Source organism: uncultured Amnibacterium sp., from assembly GCF_964250715.1.
Classification (GTDB): Bacteria; Actinomycetota; Actinomycetes; order Actinomycetales; family Microbacteriaceae; genus Amnibacterium.
Map to the genome: position 1 here is coordinate 1 of NZ_CAXUGX010000014.1, position 22,187 is coordinate 22,187.

Consider the following 22,187-nt stretch of genomic DNA (forward strand, 5'->3'; position numbering starts at 1 on the left):
ACCTCGACGGCCGCAACGGCCGGCTGGGCAGCCACCTGCCGTGGGCGGATCCGCGCCGCGGCTGGGACTTCGTGTCCGTCGGTCACGGCGAGGTGCCGTGGGAACGGATCTTCCGCACCCTGAACGCGATCGGCTACGACGGCCCGACCAGCGTCGAGTGGGAGGACGCCGGCATGGAACGCACCCTGGGCGCCCCGGAGGCGCTGGCGATCGTCCGGAAGCTGAACGCGATCCAGCCGCCCGCCGCGGCCTTCGATGCGGCCTTCTCGACGAGCAGCGCGGCATCAGCACCGTGACCTCCTTCTTTCCGGAGCCCGGCGTCACGCCGTTGCGCGGCGGACCGGTGCTGCGGTGGGGCGTGCTCGGCCCGGGTGACATCGCTCGCGCCTTCACGCGCACGCTGCACCGCAATACGGATCAGCGGGTCGTCGCGGTCGGCTCCCGCTCGGCCGATCGCGCGGCCGCGTTCGCCGTCGAATTCGACGTGCCGCGCTCCTCCGGCTCCTCCCACGATCTGGTCCAGGACGACGGGGTCGACATCGTCTACGTGGCCGCCCCGCACACCGAACACCTGCCGCTCGCGCTGCTGGCGATCCAGGCGGGCAAGCACGTGCTCGTCGAGAAGCCACTCGCCACCTGCGCGGCGGACGGCCGACGGATCGCGGACGCGGCCCGGGCGGCCGGGGTCTTCGCGGGCGAAGCGATGTGGACGCAGTACCTGCCGCAGTCGGCCGTGCTGCGGCAGGTGATCGACCGCGGCGACCTGGGCGACGTGCGGCTCGCGACCGCCGACGTCGGCTGGGGGATCGGCGACGACCCCGCGCCGCGGATGACCGACCCGGCGCTCGCCGGCGGCACCGTGCTCGACGCCGGCGTCTACGGGTTCTGGTTCGCGCAGTTCGCGATCGGCGTGCCGCTGCAGGTGCGCGCCCTCGGCACCACCATCGGCAGCGGCGTCGAAGACCAGGCGGTCACGCTGCTGCGCGGCGAGCAGGGGCGGGCCGCGACGGTCTCCAGCACGATGGCCGGCACGAACACGGGACTCGCGTCGATCACCGGCACGCGCGGCACCGCCCGCTTCCTGGACCCGTTCGTCTTCCCGGCCCGGTTCGCCGTGCGCCTCGGCGACGACGAGCACGTCTGGACGGACCCGACCGACTTGCGCCTGCGCGACGGGCTGGCATGGCAGGCGACCGCGATCGCGATCGCGATCACCGACGGGCTGACCGACTCCCCCGTCCACCCGCTCGACGCGGCGATCGACGTGCTGCGCACCATCGACGCGGTGCGGGCGCAGGTGCTCGGCGCGGTACCCGAGGAACGCTGACCGAGCCGGCGCAGGTCGACCCCGGGACTCCGGCGGTGACGGAGCCGGCGGCGATGCTGCCCCGCACCCTTGCGGCGGGTCAGCGCTGCGAGGTGTGGATCGCCCCGCGGGACGGCGGACCCGCCTCCCACCTGTTCACGACACACGACCTGCTGGTGGAGGCGCCCAACTGGTCACCCGCTTCGCCTTCGTCGCCTATCCGCTGCACGGTGAATGAGTGATGGACGTCCCCCTGGCGCGTGCGTACTTCGAGGATCTGATCCAGCCGATGTCGGCTTCTGCTGCTTCACCATTTTAGTATATTTGTACTACTGTCAGTCTAGTTTGTGTGGTATGCTTTCGAATATGACGAGTAAGTACGGGGCGGACGACTCGTCCGACGACGGATCGGGCGACTCCGCTCCCACTCCGCCAGATTTCGCTGCGTTGGATGCACGGGAGGCTCTGTTTACCTCGGCGTTGGAGCAGGCGGATCGGGTCGTGAACACGGCCGAGGCGATGCGCTTGCAGGTGATGCTGGCCGGGTTCGACGCGATGCTCATCGAAGAGCAAGCCGAGACCGGGCGGGCCTTGCGGCCGGATGATGCCGCGGTGCGGGCGTTCTGCCTGCACCAGGCGAACGTGCTCCGGATCTCCCGGCATGCGGTCGAGCGGCGCATCGATGACGGCCGGACCGCGCGGGACAAGCTCCCCACCACCTGGGCGGTGTTCCTCGACGGGCTCGCCTCCGAAGAAGCCGTCCGCGCCGCCGCCCACCAGACGGTCGGACTGAAGCCGGATGTGCTGGCCGAGTTCGATGCGAAGGCAGCGGACCTCGTGCAGACCGTGAAGGCGACGGTGGTCGAGAAGCAGCTCGGCCTCCTCCGGGACCGGCTCGACCCGGACGGGGCGATCGAACGACACGAACAGGCCGCCACCCGACGGTGGGTCAGTGCCCGACCCGACAGCGACGGGATGGCCATCCTGGAAGTGCACTCCACCGCCATCGATATCGCGGCCATGTACGACGGGATCCGTCAGGCGGCCGTCGATTTGCACGGGCGGGACGGGGAACACCGCACCCTCGGCCAGTTGATGGCCGATGTGGCCACCGATGTCGTCCTCCACGGCATCGCCGTCCCCGCACCCGAGATGGGCGACCCCGCCTACCCGATGGAACGCATCGGATCGTTGAAAGCACCCCACCGGAAGGCGGTGCAGGCGACGGTCCTCCTCGTCGTGCCGGCGGACACCGCGACCGGTGACGGGAATGCACCCGCAGAGCTCGCCGGGATGGGGGCGATCGATGCAGAGACCGCACGACAGGTGGTGGAGCACAGCAAGACCTGGACTCGCGTCGAAATCGACCCCATCGACGACTCGATCCTCGGCATCGACTCGCATGATCGGTACATCCCCACCGGGCTGAAGAAACTCCTCCACCTCCGCAGCCCATCGTGCGCGGGCGACGACTGCGGCCTCCCCGCACACCGCGCCGATATTGACCACGTGATCCGAGTCGAACACGACGGACGCACCCGACACGACAACCTGCAAGTCCTCTGCCGGAAGAGCCACCAGATGAAGGACGAGGGCTACTTCGACGTCACCACCCTTCCCGACGGGACGATTCGATGGCACAACAAATGGGGCGGCAAACGGATCGTCCGACCAGCCCTCACCGTGAAAGCACGCACGCCCGTCGAACTGCCCGACGAGCCACCCTTCTGACCCAAGGACGAACGGATCCCCGCGGACGAGTTACTCGACGGGGGTCCAGGCGCTGCCGGTGTTCGAGCTGCGCTCGATCGCGTCCAGGACGCGCTGCACCCGCAGGCCCTCGTCGAAGGAGGGACGCGGCTGGCGCCCCGCATCGATGTCGGTGAGCAGGTCGACGACCTGATGGGTGAAGGCGTGCTCGTACCCGAGGCCGTGCCCGGGCGGCCACCACGAGCCGACCCACGGATGCGTCGGCTCGGTGGCGAGAATGCGTTGGAAGCCCTGAGTATCCGCCGGCGCCGTCGCGTCGTAGAACTGCAGCACGTTCATGTCCTCGAAATCGAACGCGAGCGCGCCGTCGGTGCCGGACAGCTCGATGCGGAGCGAGTTCCTGCGGCCCGTCGCCATCCGGGTGGTCTCGAACGAGCCGAGCGGGCCGTCGCCGAACTTCGCCGAGAACAGTGCGGCATCGTCCACGGTCACGGTGCCGATCTCGTCGCTCGCGATCCCGGTGAGCCCCTTGCGCTCGGCCAGCTTGGGCCTCTCGGTGACGAAAGTGCGCATGATTCCGCTCACCGCCGTGATGTCCAGGCCGGAGAGATGCTGCGCCAGGTCGATCGCGTGCGCGCCGGTGTCTCCGAGCGCGCCCGAGCCGGCGAGCGACTTGTCGAGCCGCCACGTCATCGGCGACGCGGCATCCGCCAGCCAGTCCTGCAGGTACACGGACCGGATCTGCCGGATCTCGCCGAGCCGCCCCTGCTCGACCAGCCGCCTCGCGAGCCCGATCGCGGGTACCCGCCGGTAGCTGAAGCCGACCATCGCGAACACGCCGCGCTTCGCCGCCGCACGCGCGGCGCTCGCCATCCGCTCCGCCTCGGCGACCGAGTTGGCGAGCGGCTTCTCGCACAGCACGTGCTTGCCCGCCTGCAGCGCCGCGATCGCAATGTCGACGTGGCTGTCGCCGGGGGTGCAGATGTCGATCAGATCGATGTCGTCCCGCTCGATCAGTTCGCGCCAGTCGGTCACCGACTCGCCCCAGCCCCACTTGTCGGCGGCCGCCGCGACGGCCGCCGCGTTCCGGCCGGCGACCGCGGCCATCACCGGGCGCCGCGGCAGGTCGAAGAAGGCATTGGCGACGCGCCACGCCTGCGAGTGGGCGGCGCCCATGAAGCCGTAGCCGGCCATACCGATGCGGATGTCGGTCACGCGAGGGTCCGCTCGGCAGGGTTCCAATCGGCAGGCAGCGGCTCGGGGGCGCGCACGCGGCTGGACACGGCGACGGACGTGCCGGACGCCGCCGCGGTCTCAGCGGCGAGCATGACGTCGAGCACGTGTGCCGCGAGGGCGCCCGACGCCCGCTCGGGCACGCCCGCCCGGATCGCGCGGGCGAGTTCCAGCACACCCAGACCGCGGCCGGCCGTCGCTCCGACCGCCTCGATGACCTCGGGAACCGGCTTGTCCTGCCCGGTCACGCCCTTCCACGACTCGGTCGTCCACAGCTCGGACGCGCCCTCGAACATGTTCGGGTCCGGCAGCACGATCGCGCCGTCCGTGCCGGTGATCTCGACGAAGCCGGCCCGCGGGATCGCCGACTGGAACGAGAACGTGGCCTGCGCGGAGGCGCCGCCCTCGAACTCGAGCAGCAGCGCGGAGTGGGTCGGCACCTCGACCGCGAACGTCGTGCCGGCGCGCGGCCCGGACTCGACGACCCGCTGCGGACGGGCGATGGAGCCGACCGCCGAGACGCGGACGACCGAGCCGAAGACCGTCACCAGGGTGGACAGGTAGTAGGGGCCGAGGTCGAGCAGCGGGCCGCCGCCGGGCTGGAACAGGAACTCCGGAGCCGGATGCCAGCGGTCCGGGCCCGGGTTCAGCACCATGGTGGTCGCCGTCTGCGGCTTTCCGATGCGGCCGTCCGCGATCGCGCGGAACGCGGTCTGCAGGCCCGCCCCGAGCACGGTGTCGGGCGCGACCGCGACGCGGAGCCCGGCCTGCTCGGCGGCGTCGAGCACGCGCCGCGCGTCCTCCACGGTCGTCGCGATCGGCTTCTCGCTCCAGACGTGCTTGCCCGCGGCGAGGATGGCGAGATCCACCTCGGCATGCGCGGACGGCAGCGTCAGGTTGACGACGATCTGGATGCCGTCGTCGGCGAGCAGCTGCTCGACCGTGCCGAAGGCCGGCACGCCGAACTCGTCGGCGCGCGCCTTCGCCCGGTCGAGGTCGATGTCCGCGACGAACCGCACCTGCAGGTCGGGGAAGGTCGTGAGGTTGCCGAGGTAGTGCGCGCTGATCACGCCCGCCCCGATCAGACCGACCCCGACGGTCACTCGCCGGACTCCGCGTCCTGGGCGGTCACGTACGTGAGCGACACGGCCAGGCCGTTGAACAGGTCGCCGTCGTAGTCGTCGAACTCGAGCACACGCGTCGCCTGCGGCGCCGCGGCGAGCACCGCGGGGATGTCGATGACGCCCTGTCCGGCCGGCAGCTGCGCCGTCGTTTCCAGGGTCTTCGGGCCGTCCTTCACGTGGATTAACTGGACCCGGTCGCCGAGCCGGCCGAGCAGGTCGGGCGCGCTCAGGCCGCCGACCTCGACCCAGTAGGTGTCGACCTCCAGCACGACGGTCGGATCGAGTCGCGCCGCGAGCAGCTCGAGCGCGGGCGTGCCGTTCGGGCGCGACTCCAGCTCCCACCAGTGGTTGTGGTAGCCGAACGTCAGGCCGTACTCGCGGGCGCGCTCGGCAGCCATATTGATGCGCTCCGCGATCCGCGCGATGCCGTCGATCGACTCCCACTCCTCGGTGCGGTGGGCGGGATCGATGATCGTGCGCACGCCGATGGCGACCGCAGCTTCGAAGGCGCCGGAGGGGTCGCCCAGTTGGAGCACCGGTGCGTGGGCGGACGGGGCCGTCAACCCGGTCGCGGCGAACGCGGCGACGTACCGGTCCGACCCGGGAATGAAGTCGCCGTACGGCTCGACCGCCGTGAAGCCGAGGCCCGCGATGCGCTCGAGGGTCCCCTCCAGGTCCTCCGCGATCTGCTGCCGCACCGAGTACAGCTGGACGGACAGGGGACCTCGAGGCATGTGGAACTCCTTCGAACGACATCGTTCTACCGGGCGCTGATCAGCCGGGTGCCGGGAGCGCGACCGGCGGGCGATCATCCTCCCACGGCGGCCCGACGTGCGGAGAGGACAGCCGCCTCAAATGAACAGCGGTCGACGGATCGGTGACCGGCCTGGCGCCACGCGTTCTCGCCGTGCAACGCTGCCGACCATGCGCCGACCTGCCCGCATCGCCCTGCTCACCTGCGGCCTGACCGCCCTCGTCGCCGTCGGCTCCGCGCTGCCGGGGCAGGCGGCCGCTGTCAAGCAGCATCTACCGGCGGGCATCCGGCTGTCCTACCTGGGGGAGCGCGAGCTGCCGAACGCCCTGCAGTTCCAGGGGACGACCGTCGGCGGCCTGTCCGCGATCAGCTATGACGCGAAGCGCAAGCAGTACCTGCTGATCAGCGACGACCGCTCGGCCAAGAACCCCGCCAGGTTCTACACGGCCCGCATCGCGGCGACCGCCGCCGGCTTGCAGTCGGTGACCCTGACCGGCACGCACCCCTTCCTGCAGCCCGACGGCAGCGTCTTCCCGCCCACCGTCACCACGAACGGGGTGACGACGTCGCTCGCCCCCGACCCGGAGGGCCTGGCGGTCGACCCCAAGCACGACCGGTTCACCTGGAGCAGCGAGGGCGAGCGGATCGTGTCGACGACCGCGCCGGCGGTGCTGGAGGACCCGTGGGTGCGCACCACCACCCTGAGCGGCAGCGACGCCGGCCAGTACGCGCTCGTGCCGCAGCTGCACATGAACCCGCAGCAGGTGGGCCCCCGCCAGAACCAGACGTTGGAAGGCCTCTCCTTCACCCCGAACGGCCGCGAGTTGTGGTCGGCGATGGAGGATCCGCTGTACCAGGACGGAGCCGATCCCACGCCGGCGCGGGGCGCCCTGGTGCGCGTGACGCAACTCGACCCGAAGCGGCACCTGCCGGTCGCCCAGTACGCCTACCCGCTGCAGCCGCTGTTCGCCCAGCCGCCCGCCGCCGAGCCGACGGACACCAACGGCCTGAGCGACATCGCAGCGCTCGGCGGTGGGCGGTTCCTCGTGATCGAGCGGGCCTTCGTCGCCGGCGTCGACCGCATCCGCATCTACCTGGCCGACGACCACGCCGCGACGGACATCCTGGCCCGGGACTCGACCGCCTCCGCCCATGTGACACCGATGCACAAGCGGCTGCTGGTCGACCTGGCCGACGTGAAGGGGCTCCCGCGCATCGACAACGTGGAGGGGATCACGCTCGGTCCCCGCCTGAAGGACGGCCGGCGCCTGCTGCTGCTCGTCTCCGACGACAACTTCAGCCCGTCCCAGGTGACCCAGTTCATCGCGTTCGCGGCGAAGGGCCTCTGAGCGTCAGTCAGGCGCGATCGTCAGTCGGGCGGGGTCGCGGCGGCAGCGGCGCGCGCCGCGGCCGGTAGGGCCGCCTGGATGCGGCCGAGGGCGTCGTCGTCGTGCGCCGCGGTCAGGAACCATGCCTCGAAGACCGACGGCGGCAGGCTGACGCCCGCATCGAGCATCGCGTGGAAGAAGGGTGGATAGCGCCACGACTCCTGCGCCCGCACGGTGTCGTAGTCGGCCGGCGGCTCGGTGAGGCCGAAGGCCACGCTGAACAGGCTGCCGGCGCGGGGCAGCACGTGCGCCACCCCGGCCTCGGTGAGCGCGGTGTGTACAGCGTCGCGAAGCCGGTCGGCCGCCGCGTCGACGGCGCGGTAGACGGCGTCGTCCGCCGCCCGCAGGGTGGCGAGGCCCGCCGCGACCGCGACCGGGTTCCCGGAGAGGGTGCCCGCCTGGTACACCGGGCCGAGCGGCGCGAGGCGGTCCATGATCGAGGCGCGGCCGCCCAGCGCCGCCAGCGGCAGGCCGCCGCCGATCACCTTGCCGTAGGTGAACAGATCGACGTCGAGCGCGTGATCGGCGGCTCCCTCCAGCCCCCACCAGCCCGCGGGATGCACCCGGAACCCGGTCAGCACCTCGTCGTAGATCACGAGGGCGCCGTCGGCGTGCGCGAGGTCGATCAGAGCGGCGTTGAAGCCCGGCAGCGGCGCGACGACGCCCATGTTGGCTGCAGCCGCCTCGGTGATCACGGCGGCGATGCGGCCGGGATGGGCTTCGAACGCCAGCGCGAGGGCGGTCCGGTCGTTGTAGGGCAGCACCAGGGTGTTCGCCGCGATGGACGCCGGCACGCCCGCCGACGCCGGCAGGCCCAGCGTGGCGACGCCGGAGCCGGCCTCGGCGAGCAGTCCGTCGGAGTGGCCGTGGTAGTGCCCGGCGAACTTGACGACCAGGTCGCGACCGGTCGCACCGCGCGCCAGCCGGATCGCCGTCATCGTCGCCTCGGTGCCGGTGGAGACCAGTCGCAGCCGCTCCAGCGGTGCCGCCGCACCGGCGCGGACGCGGTCGCGGACCAACTCCGCCAGCTCCACCTCGCCCTGCGTCGGCGCACCGAACGACAGCCCCCGCGTCGCCGCGCGCTGCACGGCCTCCACGACCGCGGGGTGGGCGTGCCCGAGCAGTGCCGGGCCCCAGCTGGCGACCAGGTCCACGTACTCGCGGCCGGCCGCGTCCGTGACGGTGGCACCCTGTGCCGACGCCAAGAACCGTGGCGCCCCGCCGACGCTGCCGTAGGCGCGCACCGGCGAGTTGACTCCACCGGGGATGGAGCGACGGGCGCGCGCGAAGAGCCGGACGTTGGCGTCGCCGGCGCCGGGCGCCGTGTCGTCGTGCTCACCGACCACGCCGAGGACGGTGCTCATGCGCGGCGCAGCCAGCGCGCGACCTCGACGGCCCAGTAGGTGAGGACCGCGCCCGCGCCCGCCCGCCGGATGCCGAGCAGGGTCTCGAGCACGATGCGCTCCCGGTCGATCCAGCCGTTCGCGGCCGCCGCCTCGACCATCGCGTACTCCCCCGACACCTGATATGCCCATACCGGAATGGGACTCGCCGCCGCGACGTCGGCCAGCACGTCCAGATAGCTCATCGCCGGCTTCACCATCACGATGTCCGCACCCTGCTCGATGTCGAGCATCGCCTCCCGCACGCCTTCGCGGCGGTTGGCCGGATCCAGCTGGTAGGTGCGCCGGTCGCCGACGAGTGCCGACTGCACCGCCTCGCGGAAGGGGCCGTAGAACCCGGAGGCGTACTTGGCGGCATAGCCGAGCAGCAGCACGTCGAGGAATCCGGCCGCGTCGAGCGCCTCGCGGGTGGCGGCGACCTGGCCGTCCATCATCCCGGACAGGCCCAGCAGCCGGGACCCGCTGGCGGCCTGCGCCACCGCCATGTCGCGGTACCGGTCGAGCGTCGCGTCATTGTCGACCGCACCTGCGGCGTCGAGCACGCCGCAGTGCCCGTGATCGGTGAACTCGTCCAGGCACAGATCGGTCTGCACCACCAGCTCGTCGCCGATCTCGGCTGTGACGGCACGGGTGGCGACGTTCAGGATGCCGTCCTCGGCGGTCGCTCCCGAACCGATCGCGTCGCGCCGGTCGGGAACGCCGAAGAGCATGACGCCGCCGACCCCCGCCTCGGCCGCCTCGGTCACCGCCGCACGAAGGCTGTCGATCGTGTGGTGCACCACCCCGGGCATCGACGCGATCGGCTGCGGCTCGGTCAACGATTCGCGGACGAACATGGGCAGCACCAGCTGGTCGGCCGACAGGTGCGTCTCGGCGACCAGTCCGCGGAGCGCCGCCGTCTGGCGGATACGGCGCGGCCGCACCGTCGGGCCGGTCATCCGGCCTCCCTCGTGCGGGCGCCGTGCTCCCGGGAGAACTCCTCCAACGACCGGATGAGTGAGGCGCTGCTGCGCTCGCGGGCGACGATGTCGACCCGCAGGCCGTTCGATTCGGCGTCCGCCGCCGTCCGCGGCCCGATGCAGGCGATGACGGTGGTATCGGGGATCACCGAGAACTGCCCCGCCAACTGCGCGGCCACGCTGCCGGAGGTGATCAGGATCGCGTTCACCCGGCCCGTGGCGACGTCGTCGATGATGCGCGCGTCCACGGGGACGCCGACCGTGCGGTAGGCGATGACGGACTCCACGTGGTGGCCTCGCGCGCGCAGGCCGTCGGTCAGCACCGGTTTTGCGATGTCGCTGCGCAGCGCCAGGATGTGCTGCGGCACCGCGCCGCCGGTCGCGTCGGCCCACTCGGCCAGCAGGCCGGCCGCGGAGTTGTCGCGGGTGGGCGTGTAGTCCACGGGGAAGCCGGCGGCGACGAGCGCGGCCGCCGTGGTCTCGCCGACCGCCGCGATGCGGGTGGTGCTCGGCACCGTGACGCCGTGCGCCGACAGCACGTCGACCGTCGTCGCGCTGGTCACGGACATCCAGTCGAAGTCACCGCGCTGCAGGGCGTCGAGCGCCTGCTCCAGGGCCGTCGCATCGGCGGTGGAGGAGAAGTTGATCGTCGGCGCGACGATCGGGGTCGCGCCGCGACTGCGCAGCTCGGCGGCGACGCCGTGACCCCACGGCCCGCCACGGGGGACCAGCACCGTCCAGCCGCGCAGCGGCTTCGCGGCCGTCATGCCGTCGCCCCGAGCGGTGCCAGGTCGGCGGCGCCGGCGGCGAGCAGGTCGTCGGCCAGCGCGCCGGCTTCGCGCTGCAGCGCCGCGTCGCGGGCGGCCACGTCGCCGGCGGGAAAAGTCGCCGTGCGCCGGCGGTCGATGCGGAATCCGCCGCCCGGCCGGTGCACGCTGGCCCACAGCTCGGCGGAGTCCCGGGCGACGCGACTGGCGACGCCGATCGGCGCCGCACAGCCGGCCTGCAGCCGGCGCAGGACCGTGCGCTCGGCCGCGGCCGCGCTCCACGAGGCGGCGTCGGTGATCGCGGCGGCAGCGGCGCCGATGCCGGTCGGCACGACGCCGGGTTCGCGCAGATGGACGGCGTCCTCGTCCCGCACCTCGACGGCGAGCGCCCCCTGCCCGGCGGCGGTCGGCCAGGTGTCGAGCGGCAACAGGTCGGTCGCCTCGCCGATGCGGCCGATTCGGCCGAGGCCCGCCGCGGCCAGGACGACCGCGTGCAGGTCACCGTCGCGCACGAGGCGGAGTCGGGTGTCCACGTTGCCCCGCACATCGACGACGGTCACATCCGGACGCGTGGCGACGATCTGCGCACGGCGACGCGGGGAGCCCGTGCCGACGGTCGCGCCCGTCGGCAGCGCGGCGAGCGTGACCCCGTCGCGGGCGCAGAGCGCGTCGCGGGCGTCCTCGCGCATCGGGACGGCGACGATCGTCAGGCCCGGCTCGGGCTCGACGGGCAGATCCTTCAGGGAGTGCACCACCACGTCGCAGCGCCCGGCGCGCAATGCTGTGCGGAGCGCACCGGCGAAGACGCCGGTGCCGCCGATGACGGCGAGGGGCTCGGCGGAGGTGTCGCCCTCGGTGCGCACCACCACCAGCTCGCACGGCTCGCCACTGGCTCGATGCAGTGCGTCGGCGGTCGCGCGCGCCTGGGCGAGTGCCAGCGCGCTCCCCCGCGTGCCGACGCGGATGGTCACTGCGTGAGCCCCGCGACCGCCGGCCGGAAGCCGAGACGCGCGTTGGCGCAGCAGCCCACCCGGCACACGTCGTACCAGGGTCCGAGGGCCGTCTCGGCGGGCCGGTCCTCGACGGGCGTGCCATCCCGGCGCTCCACCACCAGATCGACGAGGCCCGAGACGTACTCGTGGTCGACGCCCGGAGTCGGGGTGCGGATCGCGACCACGCCCACCTCGTCGGCGGTCTCCATCGCCTCCGTGTCCAGGTCCCACATGACCTCCATGTGGTCGGACACGAACCCCAGCGGGACGATCAGCACGCCCCGCACCCCCTCCGGAGCCAGGCGACGGATCACATCGTTCACATCCGGCTCGAGCCACGGCTGACTGGCGGGGCCGCTGCGCGACTGGAAGACGAGCTCGTAGTCCACGCCGCGTCCGGCACGGGCCATCACGACCTCGGCCACCGCGCGGTGCTGCGCCTCGTACGCGCCGCCGGCGCCGAAGCCGCGGAAGTCGGGCCCGGACTTGGCGGCATCGGCGGAGGGGATCGAGTGGGTGGAGAACAGCACACGCGCCTCGGTCGTGAGGTCGATGCCCGGCAGGCGCTGCTCCAGCTGGACGAGCCCCGCCGTAACGCCGCGCACGAATGGGCCGACGAAGCCGGGGTGGTCGAAGTACTGCCGGACCTTGTCGATGGTGAGGGTGCCGGTGAGCCCCGTTGCCTCCAGCGCGGTGGCGAAGTCCTCGCGGTACTGCCGGCAGGAGCTGTACGAGCTGTAGGCGCTGGTGGCGATCGCCAGCAGCCGGGCGTGACCGGCGTCGGCAGCCGCCTGCAACGTGTCGCTGAGGAACGGCGCCCAGTTGCGGTTGCCCCACAGCACCGGCAGGTCGATGCCGCGGCGCTGCAACTCCTGCTCCAGCGCTGCCTTCAGCGCGCGGTTCTGCTCGTTGATGGGGCTGACCCCGCCGAAGGCGCGGTAGTGGTGCGCCACCTCTTCGAGCCGCTCGTCGGGGATCCCGCGGCCGCGGGTGACGTTGCGCAGGAACGGCAGCACGTCGTCCTGTCCCTCGGGGCCGCCGAAGCTGGCCAGCAGGATGCCGTCATAGGCGACGGGCTCGCTCGTGTGCTCCGGGCCGGCCGCGGCGGCGGGACTTGCGGACAGGACGGTACTCAACCCATTACCTCGTTCACTGCAGTACCTCGGCGATCTCGGAGGGCTCGATGCGCCGTCCGGTGTAGAACGGGGTCTCCTCCTGCACGTGCAGGCGGGCCTCCGTGGCGCGCAGATCGCGCATCATGTCGACGATGTCGGTCAACTCGTCCGACTCCAGGGGCAGGATCCACTCGTAGTCGCCGAGGGCGAACGCGGCGACCGTGTTGGCGACGACGGAGGTGTACGCGGCACCCTTGCGGCCGTGCTCGGCCAGCATGCGGGCCCGATCCGCCTCCGGCAGCACGTACCAGTCGTAGGAGCGGACGAACGGATAGACAGACAGCCACCCTCGCGCAGCCTCCCCGCGCAGGAAGCCCGGCACGTGGCTGCGGTTGAACTCCGCATCGCGGTGTACCCCTATCGCATTCCAGACCGGCACGAGCGTGTCGAGCGGTGAGACGGCGCGTAATCGGCGCAGTGCCGCCTGCAGTGCTGCGGCGCCACCGCCGTGCAGCCAGATCATCAGGTCTGCGTCGGCACGGAATCCGCTGACGTCGTAGAACCCTCGCAGGGTGACACCCTGCGCCCCGAGCGCCAAGAGCACTTCGTCCAGTTCGGCGATGCTGAGCCCAGCCGCCGGCGTACGAATGGCGTCCCGGCGCAGCACCGCCCAGAGGGCGTACCCGTCGTCAGTCATCCGGCAATCCTCCCTCCGCCCCCCTGAGAGGCGGAGCAGAGGGTCCGGGCCGCGCTGCCTGCTCGGCGGAGCCTACCTGCGCCCGCCGCGGGCGATGAGCACACCGACACCCACGACCAGCGCGCCCGCGCCGCCGAGCACGCCGTACACGATCGCCGGATTGTCCCGCCGCTGCGTCTCGAACCAGGTGCGACCGTCGCTCACGGCCTGCACGGCGACGGCCCTGCCCTCCGCAAATGCCTTCTTGGCGCGCTTGGGCACGTCCAGACGGTCCTCGATCGCGTCCAGGGTCTCCGAGAGCCGCTCGCGCGTCGACTCGATGTCCGAGCGGATCTCGGAGAGCGCGCGGTCCTTGTCGTTGGTGTCATCGGTCATAGTTGCCAGTCCCCTTGAATGCTTTGACGTCGCTCTTGACGCTCTCGATGGCCGACTCGGGCACCGGAGGGACGCCCTTCTTGACCCGGGAGAGGCCGACCAGGGCCAGGATCACGGCGATCACTAGCAGCACGACGCCGATGATCAGTGCCGCCAGCCACGGAGCGACGGCGTTGGCCAGGCCGAGGATCGCGGTCGCGATCAGCACCCAGGCGGCGAAGTTCAGGAAGATCGCCGCGGCGGCGAACAGCCCGATGCCGATTCCCGCTGCTTTCAGCCGGGTGACCAGCTCGCTTCGAAGCTGCGCGATCTCGTCCCGGATGAGGGTGGTGATCAGCCCCGGGATCTCGCCGATCAGCTTGAAGACGGACTTCTTGTCGTCCGGCTCGGTGGTGGTGGCTCGACTCATCAGCGCGGTCAGATGCTGGGTGACGGCGTGGCGTCGCCGGTCTTGTTCTGGACCTTGCCGACGGTCTTCTTGGCCCCGTCGACCACCTTGTTCGCGTTCTCGACCACGGCGGACTGCACCTCCGGCGCCTTGTCCTTCACGAACGTCTGCACCTGGTCCACGCTCTTCTGCACGTTCGGGTCGTTCCAGAGCTTCTCGGCACCCGCCTTGATCTGCTCATATCGACGTCGACCGGCTCGCGCGCCCAAGACGTACCCGACGCCGGCTCCGGCCACGAACAAAATTCGCCCTCGCATGAATGCTCCTCTGAATGGTGAGTGGTGGTGTCTGCAATTGCTGTCCGACAACCCTAGCGACGACATCCTGGGGGCTCAGCGGGTTCTCCGCTGATCTCCAGACGGCTACCCTCTGCGCGCCGTCAGCGCCGCGGCGGCGCGCTCCGCGCCCGAGACGACTGCGGCCAGACCGGTGCCGGTCCGCCATGAACCGGTGACCACCAGACCCCGCACGGCCTGCAGCTGGGCGTCGACCGCCGTCCGGGCAGCCAGGGTCTCGGGGGCGAGCGGCGGCAGCGTGTCCCGCCACAGCGCGTCGTCGCGCGCGATCGCGGCCGGCAGGGGCACGCCGAGCAGGGAGGACGCGTCGGCGCCCGCCTCGGCGTCGTCGACCGGATCCGCCCCACGGTAGGACAGCCGCAGCAGATGCTGGCCGGGGGGCAGCAGATCGTGCAGCCACTGCCACTTCGCCGTCAGGTGCGTCAGAGCGCGGGCGCGCACGTCGGCTCGGCCGGAGGCGCGCAGCACACCGGATCCGCGGGGCCGGGCGTCCAGGCGCGCATCCTCAACGAGCAGGGTCACCACGCGGCTGTCGGCGGGCGCCGGCCGGGCGAGCGCGAGCAGGTGCGGCAGAGCCTGCTGCAGCAGGTCGAGCGCCGCGGCGCCATCGACGGCCACGACCACGTTCGTCGCATCCAGCCGCTCGTCGTCCGTCCCGACCTCCCAGGTTCCCGGCAGCGGACCGGGCGCCAGAGTCGTGACCCGCGCGCCGGTCACCAGACGCACGCCACGGGCGAGGGCATCCATCGCGAGCGCCTGCGGCAGACGCAGCAGGCCGCCCTGCACGCCCTGCACGGCGCTGCCGGCCGGCGACGCGGCACGCAGCCGTTCCACCGCGGCGGACAGCGCGCCGGTGGCCGTGATCGCGGCGTTCAGCGTCGGCAGGATCGCGTCGATCTCCACCTCGTCGGGGTCGGCGCCGTACACCGACTCCACGACCGGCGCGACCAGCCGCTCCAGCACCGCCGTACCCATGCGGGCGCGCACCAGAGGACCCAGGTGCCGGTAGCGGCCGACGTGCAGCACGGGCAGTACCCGGTCCAGGTACGCCCGAGCGCTGCCGCGGGCGCCCAGCACCAGTCGCACCTCGTCGGCCAAGGGAGAGGAGGGGATGCCGAGCAGCCCGGCCGCCGGCAGCGGAACCGTCCGGTCCTTCAGTGCGATCCATGCCCCGCCCGGTATGGGATCCACCACGTCGCCGGCGAGGCCCACCTCGCCGAGCAGGCGCGCGACGATGCCGCCCCGCACGGCGAAGCTCTCGGCGCCGCTGTCCAGAGGGATACCGGCCAGCTCGTGACTCCCGACCCGGCCGCCCAGCACGGCTGAGGCCTCGAGCAGCACGACGTCGCGCCCCGACTCAGCCAGGCGCCGGGCCGCGGTCAGGCCCGCGACGCCGCCGCCGATCACCACGGTGGTCACGGCCGGGTGTGCGCCCATTCGACGATGCGCGTGAGCACGCCCGGGTCGGTCTCCGGCGGCACGCCGTGGCCCAGGTTCAGCACGTGCGCCGGCGCGGCACGGCCGGCCTCGACCACCTCGGTCAGGTGTCGTTCCAGCACCGGCCACGGCGCGGCGAGCAGGGCCGGGTCGATGTTCCCCTGCAGCGGTACGACGCCGCCGGTGCGCTGCGCCGCCTCGCGCAGGTCGATGCGGTGATCCACCCCGATTACCTCGGCGCCCGCATCGCGCATCGCGGACAGCAGCAGCGCGGTCCCGGTGCCGAAGTGCACTCGCGGCACGCCGGACACGGCCGCCAGCGTGCGCGTCGCAGCGGGCAGGGCCGTGGTGCGGTAGTCGCGGGCGGAAAGGGACCCGGCCCAGGAGTCGAACAGCTGCACCGCGCGAGCACCGGCACGCACCTGCGCGGCCAGGAACGCACCCGACACCGCAGCCAGCCAGTCGGTCAGGCGGATCCACGCGGCGGGGTCGGCGTGCGCCATCGTGCGGGCACGCAGCTGGTCTTTGGACGGTCCGCCCTCCACGACATAGCTGGCGAGGGTGAACGGCGCTCCTGCGAACCCGATCAGCGGGACCGGTCCCAGCTGCTGGACCGTGGCGGACACGGCCCGCTCGATGACGACGAGCGCGTCGTCCGTCAGGGTGTGCGCGGTCAGATCGGCCAGGTCGGCCTCGTCGCGCACGGGCCTGCCGAACACCGGCCCGCGACCCGGGACGATGGAGACGTCGACCCCGGCGAGCTTCAGCGGCACCACGATGTCGCTGAAGAAGATCGCGGCGTCCACGCCGTGCCGGCGGACGGGCTGCAGTGTGATCTCGGCCGCGAGGTCGGGGGTCAGGCAGGCGTCGAGCATCGCGACCCCGGCCCGCGACTGCCGGTACTCCGGCAGCGAGCGGCCCGCCTGGCGCATGAACCACACCGGCAGCACCGCCGGACGCAGGCCGCGGTACGCCGTGACGATCGGCGGATCCACCGCGGTAGCCGGCGTCGCAGGTGCAGTCACGTTGCCCGATCCTCCCACGGCGCGGAGACCCCGCCCGCGTCGGGTCGCCACTACCCGGACCCGCCGAGCGCTCGCCTCCCTCCGCGCCGACCCTGCCGGATACGCGATTTACACTGGGAGGTGTGCTGAGTTGTTTCGCCGCGGACTACCGCACCGCGGGGTTCGAGCTGCTGGAGCGACTCGCCACCGTGACCCCCGAGTTCGTCGCCGATGTGGTCCGCCAGCAGGTCGGCCTCGACGGCGCCGTGTTACTCACCACCTGCAACCGCTTCGAGGCCTACCTCGACGTGACGGACGCGCAGGCGCGGGACGCGGCGGCCGGCGCCCTGCTGACGGCGGTGGCGCAGCAGACCGGGGTCGGCACGGGCGAAGTCACCCCGGTGCTCCGCACCTTCGACGACGCCGACGCGGCCGCACACCTCTTCGCGGTCTCCAGCGGCCTGGAGTCCGTGGTGCTGGGCGAGGGCGAGATCGGCGGGCAGGTCGGCCGCGCGCTCGAAGTCGCGCGCATAGCCCGCACCACCACGCCGGGTTTGGAGCAGGTCTTCCAGCGCGCGGCCCACACCTCCAATCAGGTGCAGTTCCGCACGCGGATCGGCGGCAAGGGCCGATCGATGGTCCGCCTGGCGCTCGACCTGGTCGAGAGCCGTATCACGGACTGGTCGGAGGCCGGCGTGCTGTTGATCGGTACCGGCAGCTACGCGGGCGCCACGCTCGCGGCGCTGCGGGGACGCGGCGTGCGCGCCGTCTCGGTCTTCTCCCCGAGCGGACGCGCCGCACGGTTCGCCGGACGGGAGGGCGTGGTGCCCGTCGAGCGCGATGCGCTGCCCGGAGTGCTGGGCCGGGCAGACCTGGTGATCGCCTGCAGCGTCGCATCTGTCCCCGTGCTCGACGCCGCGGCGCTGACGGCCGCGCGCGAGTCGGTCGGCCGCACGCGGCCCCAGATGGTCATCGACCTCGGCCTGCCCCGCAACATCTGCCCGGATGTCGGCGGGGTGGTCGGCGTGGAGTTGCTGGACCTGGAGACGATCAGCCTGCACGCGCCGCTGCCCGATTTCGCAGCGACCGAGGACGCCCGTGCGATGGTCGACGCGGCGGTCGACGAGTATCGGGCCGCCCAGCAGGCGACAGCCGTCACCCCGGCGGTGGTCGCCTTCCGCACGCACGTGTTCACCCTGGTCGACGACGAGCTGGAGCGGTTGCGGCGCCGGGGCGAGAGCACCGAGGCGGCCGAGCGGGCGCTGCGGCATCTTGCCAGCGTGCTGGTGCACACCCCGTCGGCCCGGGCCCGTGAACTGGCCGCCGAAGGCGAGGGCCCGACCTTCGTCGCGGCACTGCAGACCATCTACGGCCTGGGCCTCGACGCCGGGCTCGACGTCGGAATCGACGCCCCCGGCCCCGTTCCGTCAGCAGGACCACGTCCCGTCAGCAGGTCCCTGGTCGACGACGGACCTGCCGACGAGACCGTGTCCTGCTGACGTGCTCTGACCCTGTCCTGCTGACGTGCTCTGGCGGGGAGGGCGTCAGATGACGTATTCCAGGATGTCCAGGCCGATGGTGCGCATCGCCTGCAGCACGGCCAGCCGCCGCATCTGGCTCGCGTCCTCGAATTGGATCGTCACGGCGTAGGCGACCGACGCGCGCGGGCCGCGCAGGGCGCCGGCCTCGCTGCGCACCCCCGGGGCGGAGCCGGTCTTGTTCAGCAGACTCAGCCCGTGCTCGCTGCGCACGTGAGCCAGCGGATCCAGCGCGAACGCGCTGGCGACCATCGACAGGTCCACGTTCAGCGCCAGCCAGTCGCTGACGCGCGACGAGACGCCCCGATCGACCGCTTCGCCGCGCGCGATCCGGGCGAAGAGCGTGGTCAGCTCCCCCGTGGATCCGATTGACAGCTCCGGAGCGTCGTCCGGTCCGCGACGGTCGCGCACCCGGTCGAGCAGCGCGGTACGCCGCAGCCCGAGCGTCTCCGCCCGCGCCCGCACCGCCTCCAGCCCCACCTCGCGCAGCAGCACGTTCGTGGCCAGGTTGTCGCTGGTCGCCGCGACCATCGTCGCCAGGTCGATCAGCGGCAGGCTCGGCGCGTGCAGGTACTGCCAGAGCCCCGCCTCGTTCACGAGGTCCTCCGGCATGCGATCCAGCAGGTCGTACCGGGTGCGGGTGGAGTCGCCGAGCCGGGCGGCGACCTCGAGCAGCAGCAGCACCTTGCCGACGCTCGCGGTGGGCAGCACCACGTGGTCGTCCACCGAGAACAACTCCCGACCCGAGTTCAGATCGATCACGCGGGCGGACACCTGCGCGCCGGTCAGCGCCAGGCCGGCCAGCGCGGTGAATCCGCTCGTGAAGTTGGACGGCACCGCCGTGCCGCGGTGCTTCGCCAGGGCGACGCCGGTGTTCCTCGGCCGCTTGAGCGGTGCCGAGGCCGGCGGCGTCACCAGATCGCGACCCGCTGGTTCGGCGGCAGCCACAGGGCATCCGTCTCGCTGACGTCGAAGGCGTCCATGAACTCGCCGAGGTTGCGCACGATCTGGTTGCAGCGGAACTCCGGCGGCGAATGCGGATCGATCGTCAGCAGCCGGATCGCCTCCGCTTGCCGGCGCTTCTCCCGCCACACGGCCGCCCACGACAGGAAGAAGCGCTGCGCTCCGGTCACCCCGTCGATCACGGGCGGCTCGGCTCCGGCCAGCGACAACACGTATGCCCGCCAGGCGATGGTCAGCCCGCCCAGGTCGCCGATGTTCTCGCCGACCGTCAGGGCGCCGTTCACGTGGGCGGTCAGCCCCTCCGGCACCAGGGTGTCGTACTGGGCGATCAGTGCCCTCGTGCGCTGCTCGAAAGCCGCCTTGTCGTCCGGGGTCCACCAGTCGTGCAGCTTGCCGTCGCCGTCGAACTGGGCGCCCTGGTCGTCGAAGCCGTGCCCGATCTCGTGCCCGATCACCGCGCCGATGCCGCCGTAGTTCGCCGCCGCATCCCGGTCCGGATCGAAGAACGGCGGCTGCAGGATCGCTGCGGGGAAGACGATCTCGTTCATGCCCGGGTTGTAATACGCGTTGACCGTCTGCGGCGTCATGAACCACTCGTCGCGGTCCACCGGGGTGCCGAGCTTGCCCAGCTCGCGGGCGAACTCGTACGCCGCGGCGCTCTTGGCGGTCGCCACCAGGTCGTCCCGATGCACCTGCAGCGTGCTGTAGTCGCGCCAGCGCACCGGATAGCCGATCTTGGGCGTGAACTTGGACAACTTGGTCAGCGCCTCGGCCCGGGTCGCCTCACCCAGCCAGTCCAGGGTGCCGATGGAGTCGCGGTAGGCCTGCACCAGGTTGCCCACCAGCACGTCCATCTGCGCCTTGGCGTCCGGCGGAAAGTGGGCTTCGACGTAGAGGCGGCCGACCGCCTCGCCCAGGATCCCCTCGGTGAAGCCCACGGCCCGCTTCCACCGGTCCCGCAGTTGCTCGGTCCCGGACAGGGCCGTTCCCGTGAAGGCGAAGTTGGCGTCCACGAAGGCGCTGGACAGGTAGGGCGCGACCCGGCGGATGACGCGGAGCGTCAGCCAGTCGCGCCAGGCGTCGAGCCGGCTGTCGGTGAGCAGCTCGAGGGCGCCGGCCACGAAGCTCGGCTCCCGGACGACCAGCGCATCCAGTGCCGCTGCCGGAGCGTCGAACTCCTGCGCCCACCCTGCAAGCAGCGGGGCCGCGTCCTTGGCCGTGGCGAGCAGGCCCGCCCACGTCTCGGGGTTGTAGGTCGCCTGCACATCGCGAGTGCGCACCGCGTCCCAGTGGTGGGCGGCGATCTCGGTCTCCAGCGCCAGCACGCGCGCCGCCCGCTGGGCGGGCTCGTCCAGTCCGGCCAGCGAGAACATCGTCTCGGCGAACAGCCGGTACGCCTCGCGGTGGGTCGCGAAGTCGTCCTCGCGGTAGTAGCGCTCATCCGGCAGCCCGAGGCCGCCCTGCTCGACGAAGACCACGTAGCGCGAGGGCTGCGCCGGATCGGTGTCGACGAACAGCTGCAGCAGCCCCGCGACTCCGGTGCGCTCCAGCCTGCCCAGTGCGCGGAAGACCTCGGCGATCGACGTGGTCGTCGCGATCAGCGCCAGGTCGTCGGCGAGCGGAGCAGCGCCCCGCGCCTCGATCCGCTCCTCGTCCAGGAACGCCGAGTAGGCGTCGCCGATCTTGCGCGCCTCCGAACCGGGCTCGGCGTCGGCGGCCGCGAGCAGGATCTCGCGCACCGCCTCCTCCGCCCCGTCGACCAGCTCGATGAAGGCGCCGGTGCGTGCCCGGTCCGCCGGGATGACCGCGGATTCGAGCCATTCGCCGTTCGCGGAGCGGTACAGATCGTCCTGCGGGCGCACGGAAGCAGAAGGACTGGGCACCTGTCAACCCTATTCGCGCACCCGCGGTCCGAACCTCGCGCCCCGCCCACGGGCGCCCCCACCCGGCCTGCGCACGCGGCGACGGTTAGGGTGCTCCGCGTGCGGGTGGTGGTGGCGCGGTGTTCGGTGGACTACTCCGGGCGGCTGTCCGCGCACCTACCGCTGGCGGATCGGCTGATCCTGCTGAAGGCGGACGGCAGTGTGCTGGTGCACGCGGACGGCGGCTCCTACAAGCCGCTCAACTGGATGAGCCCGCCGTGCTCGCTGACCGAGCAGCAGCCCGACGCCGACCAGCGGAGCGCCGGCGTGACCCGGCTGTGGCGGGTGGCGCACGCCAAGACCGGCGACCAACTGCTGATCCGACTGCACGAGGTGTTCTCCGACACCGAGCACGCGCTCGGGATCGATCCCGGCCTGACCAAGGACGGGGTGGAGTCCGACCTGCAGCGCCTGCTCGCCGAGCAGATCGCGCTGCTGGGCGACGGTCACGTGCTGGTCCGCCGCGAACACATGACCGCGATCGGACCGGTCGACATCCTGGCGCGCGACGCCCGGGGAGCGGCGGTCGCCGTAGAGATCAAGCGCCGCGGCGAGATCGACGGGGTGGAGCAGCTGACGCGGTACCTGGAGCTGATGAACCGCGACCCGCACCTCTCCCCGGTGACCGGCGTCTTCGCGGCGCAGGAGATCAAGCCCCAGGCGCGCACCCTGGCGACGGACCGCGGCATCCGCTGCGTGGTCCTCGACTACGACGCGATGCGGGGCACCGACAGCACCCGCGCGCAGCTGTTCTGA

General features: G+C 72.1%; 22 protein-coding genes. 6 read left to right on the top strand and 16 right to left on the bottom strand.

What is annotated here, in order from left to right; translation table 11 throughout:
- The 3 genes from ACFE7H_RS12390 to ACFE7H_RS12400 form a co-directional block, all read left to right on the top strand.
- Positions 1 to 296: sugar phosphate isomerase/epimerase family protein (locus tag ACFE7H_RS12390; RefSeq protein WP_375401550.1), on the top strand; the 296-nt coding region annotated here is incomplete at its 5' end.
- Positions 293 to 1,327 carry a Gfo/Idh/MocA family protein gene (locus ACFE7H_RS12395; protein WP_375401551.1) on the top strand — a complete coding sequence of 345 codons (1,035 nt, stop codon included), beginning with the start codon at positions 293 to 295 and terminating at the stop codon, positions 1,325 to 1,327. The genes ACFE7H_RS12390 and ACFE7H_RS12395, both read left to right, overlap by 4 nt.
- A 345-nt stretch (positions 1,328 to 1,672) precedes the next feature.
- Entirely contained in the window at positions 1,673 to 3,037 is a 1,365-nt protein-coding gene (locus tag ACFE7H_RS12400) for a DUF222 domain-containing protein (RefSeq protein ID WP_375401552.1), read from the top strand.
- Between the two features lie 30 nt (positions 3,038 to 3,067).
- Here the strand turns inward: ACFE7H_RS12400 and ACFE7H_RS12405 are convergent, their stop codons facing one another.
- The 3 genes from ACFE7H_RS12405 to ACFE7H_RS12415 are packed head-to-tail and all read right to left on the bottom strand — an operon-like array spanning position 3,068 to position 6,107.
- Positions 3,068 to 4,210, bottom strand: a complete 1,143-nt coding sequence (locus ACFE7H_RS12405) for a Gfo/Idh/MocA family protein (RefSeq protein ID WP_375401594.1) — start codon at positions 4,208 to 4,210, stop codon at positions 3,068 to 3,070.
- Positions 4,211 to 4,227: 17 nt separating this feature from the next.
- Positions 4,228 to 5,352: a Gfo/Idh/MocA family protein gene (locus ACFE7H_RS12410; protein ID WP_375401553.1), complete on the bottom strand. Its 1,125-nt coding sequence runs from the start codon at positions 5,350 to 5,352 to the stop codon at positions 4,228 to 4,230.
- On the bottom strand, positions 5,349 to 6,107 hold the full coding sequence (locus ACFE7H_RS12415; RefSeq protein WP_375401554.1) for a sugar phosphate isomerase/epimerase family protein: 759 nt from the start codon (positions 6,105 to 6,107) through the stop codon (positions 5,349 to 5,351). Before ACFE7H_RS12415 ends, ACFE7H_RS12410 begins: the two co-directional genes overlap by 4 nt.
- 190 nt (positions 6,108 to 6,297) lie before the next feature.
- On the opposite strand from ACFE7H_RS12415, the gene ACFE7H_RS12420 reads away from it, so the two are divergent.
- Positions 6,298 to 7,476 carry an esterase-like activity of phytase family protein gene (locus ACFE7H_RS12420; RefSeq protein WP_375401555.1) on the top strand — a complete coding sequence of 393 codons (1,179 nt, stop codon included), beginning with the start codon at positions 6,298 to 6,300 and terminating at the stop codon, positions 7,474 to 7,476.
- Between the two features lie 20 nt (positions 7,477 to 7,496).
- Here the strand turns inward: ACFE7H_RS12420 and ACFE7H_RS12425 are convergent, their stop codons facing one another.
- The 11 genes from ACFE7H_RS12425 to hemE all read right to left on the bottom strand — a co-directional run bounded on the left by ACFE7H_RS12425 (position 7,497) and on the right by hemE (position 17,029).
- On the bottom strand, positions 7,497 to 8,879 hold the full coding sequence (locus ACFE7H_RS12425) for a glutamate-1-semialdehyde 2,1-aminomutase (protein WP_375401556.1): 1,383 nt from the start codon (positions 8,877 to 8,879) through the stop codon (positions 7,497 to 7,499).
- Positions 8,876 to 9,856 carry a porphobilinogen synthase gene (gene hemB, locus ACFE7H_RS12430; protein ID WP_375401557.1) on the bottom strand — a complete coding sequence of 327 codons (981 nt, stop codon included), beginning with the start codon at positions 9,854 to 9,856 and terminating at the stop codon, positions 8,876 to 8,878. The genes ACFE7H_RS12425 and hemB overlap by 4 nt, the downstream gene beginning before the upstream one ends.
- On the bottom strand, positions 9,853 to 10,644 hold the full coding sequence (locus tag ACFE7H_RS12435; protein WP_375401558.1) for a uroporphyrinogen-III synthase: 792 nt from the start codon (positions 10,642 to 10,644) through the stop codon (positions 9,853 to 9,855). Before ACFE7H_RS12435 ends, hemB begins: the two co-directional genes overlap by 4 nt.
- Positions 10,641 to 11,615: a hydroxymethylbilane synthase gene (hemC, locus tag ACFE7H_RS12440; RefSeq protein WP_375401559.1), complete on the bottom strand. Its 975-nt coding sequence runs from the start codon at positions 11,613 to 11,615 to the stop codon at positions 10,641 to 10,643. Before hemC ends, ACFE7H_RS12435 begins: the two co-directional genes overlap by 4 nt.
- A complete protein-coding gene (locus ACFE7H_RS12445) occupies positions 11,612 to 12,772 on the bottom strand; it encodes a ferrochelatase (protein ID WP_375401560.1) in 1,161 nt (386 codons plus the stop codon). The genes hemC and ACFE7H_RS12445 overlap by 4 nt, the downstream gene beginning before the upstream one ends.
- A 13-nt stretch (positions 12,773 to 12,785) precedes the next feature.
- The gene (gene hemQ / locus ACFE7H_RS12450; RefSeq protein WP_375401561.1) at positions 12,786 to 13,448 is read right to left on the bottom strand and encodes a hydrogen peroxide-dependent heme synthase; all 663 of its coding nucleotides are present in this window, start codon (positions 13,446 to 13,448) and stop codon (positions 12,786 to 12,788) included.
- A 72-nt stretch (positions 13,449 to 13,520) separates the two neighbouring features.
- Complete coding sequence (locus tag ACFE7H_RS12455; protein WP_375401562.1) at positions 13,521 to 13,823, bottom strand: DUF3618 domain-containing protein; 303 nt, start codon at positions 13,821 to 13,823, stop codon at positions 13,521 to 13,523.
- The gene (locus ACFE7H_RS12460; RefSeq protein ID WP_375401563.1) at positions 13,813 to 14,232 is read right to left on the bottom strand and encodes a phage holin family protein; all 420 of its coding nucleotides are present in this window, start codon (positions 14,230 to 14,232) and stop codon (positions 13,813 to 13,815) included. Before ACFE7H_RS12460 ends, ACFE7H_RS12455 begins: the two co-directional genes overlap by 11 nt.
- Before the next feature lie 8 nt (positions 14,233 to 14,240).
- Positions 14,241 to 14,528, bottom strand: a complete 288-nt coding sequence (locus ACFE7H_RS12465; protein WP_375401564.1) for a YtxH domain-containing protein — start codon at positions 14,526 to 14,528, stop codon at positions 14,241 to 14,243.
- A 105-nt stretch (positions 14,529 to 14,633) separates the two neighbouring features.
- A complete protein-coding gene (locus tag ACFE7H_RS12470) occupies positions 14,634 to 15,986 on the bottom strand; it encodes a protoporphyrinogen/coproporphyrinogen oxidase (RefSeq protein WP_375401565.1) in 1,353 nt (450 codons plus the stop codon).
- Positions 15,983 to 17,029 (bottom strand): uroporphyrinogen decarboxylase, encoded by a 1,047-nt coding sequence (gene hemE, locus ACFE7H_RS12475; protein ID WP_375401566.1) that lies wholly within the window; start codon positions 17,027 to 17,029, stop codon positions 15,983 to 15,985. Before hemE ends, ACFE7H_RS12470 begins: the two co-directional genes overlap by 4 nt.
- Before the next feature lie 122 nt (positions 17,030 to 17,151).
- Between hemE and ACFE7H_RS12480 the strand changes: the two genes are divergently transcribed.
- Positions 17,152 to 18,507: a glutamyl-tRNA reductase gene (locus tag ACFE7H_RS12480; protein ID WP_375401567.1), complete on the top strand. Its 1,356-nt coding sequence runs from the start codon at positions 17,152 to 17,154 to the stop codon at positions 18,505 to 18,507.
- A 45-nt stretch (positions 18,508 to 18,552) separates the two neighbouring features.
- On the opposite strand, the gene ACFE7H_RS12485 is transcribed toward ACFE7H_RS12480, so the two are convergent.
- Positions 18,553 to 19,461, bottom strand: coding sequence for a serine hydrolase (locus ACFE7H_RS12485; RefSeq protein WP_375401568.1), 909 nt, complete (start codon positions 19,459 to 19,461; stop codon positions 18,553 to 18,555).
- Positions 19,458 to 21,392: a M13 family metallopeptidase gene (locus tag ACFE7H_RS12490; protein ID WP_375401569.1), complete on the bottom strand. Its 1,935-nt coding sequence runs from the start codon at positions 21,390 to 21,392 to the stop codon at positions 19,458 to 19,460. The genes ACFE7H_RS12485 and ACFE7H_RS12490 overlap by 4 nt, the downstream gene beginning before the upstream one ends.
- A gap of 99 nt (positions 21,393 to 21,491) precedes the next feature.
- Between ACFE7H_RS12490 and nucS the strand changes: the two genes are divergently transcribed.
- Positions 21,492 to 22,187, top strand: coding sequence for an endonuclease NucS (nucS, locus tag ACFE7H_RS12495; RefSeq protein ID WP_375401570.1), 696 nt, complete (start codon positions 21,492 to 21,494; stop codon positions 22,185 to 22,187).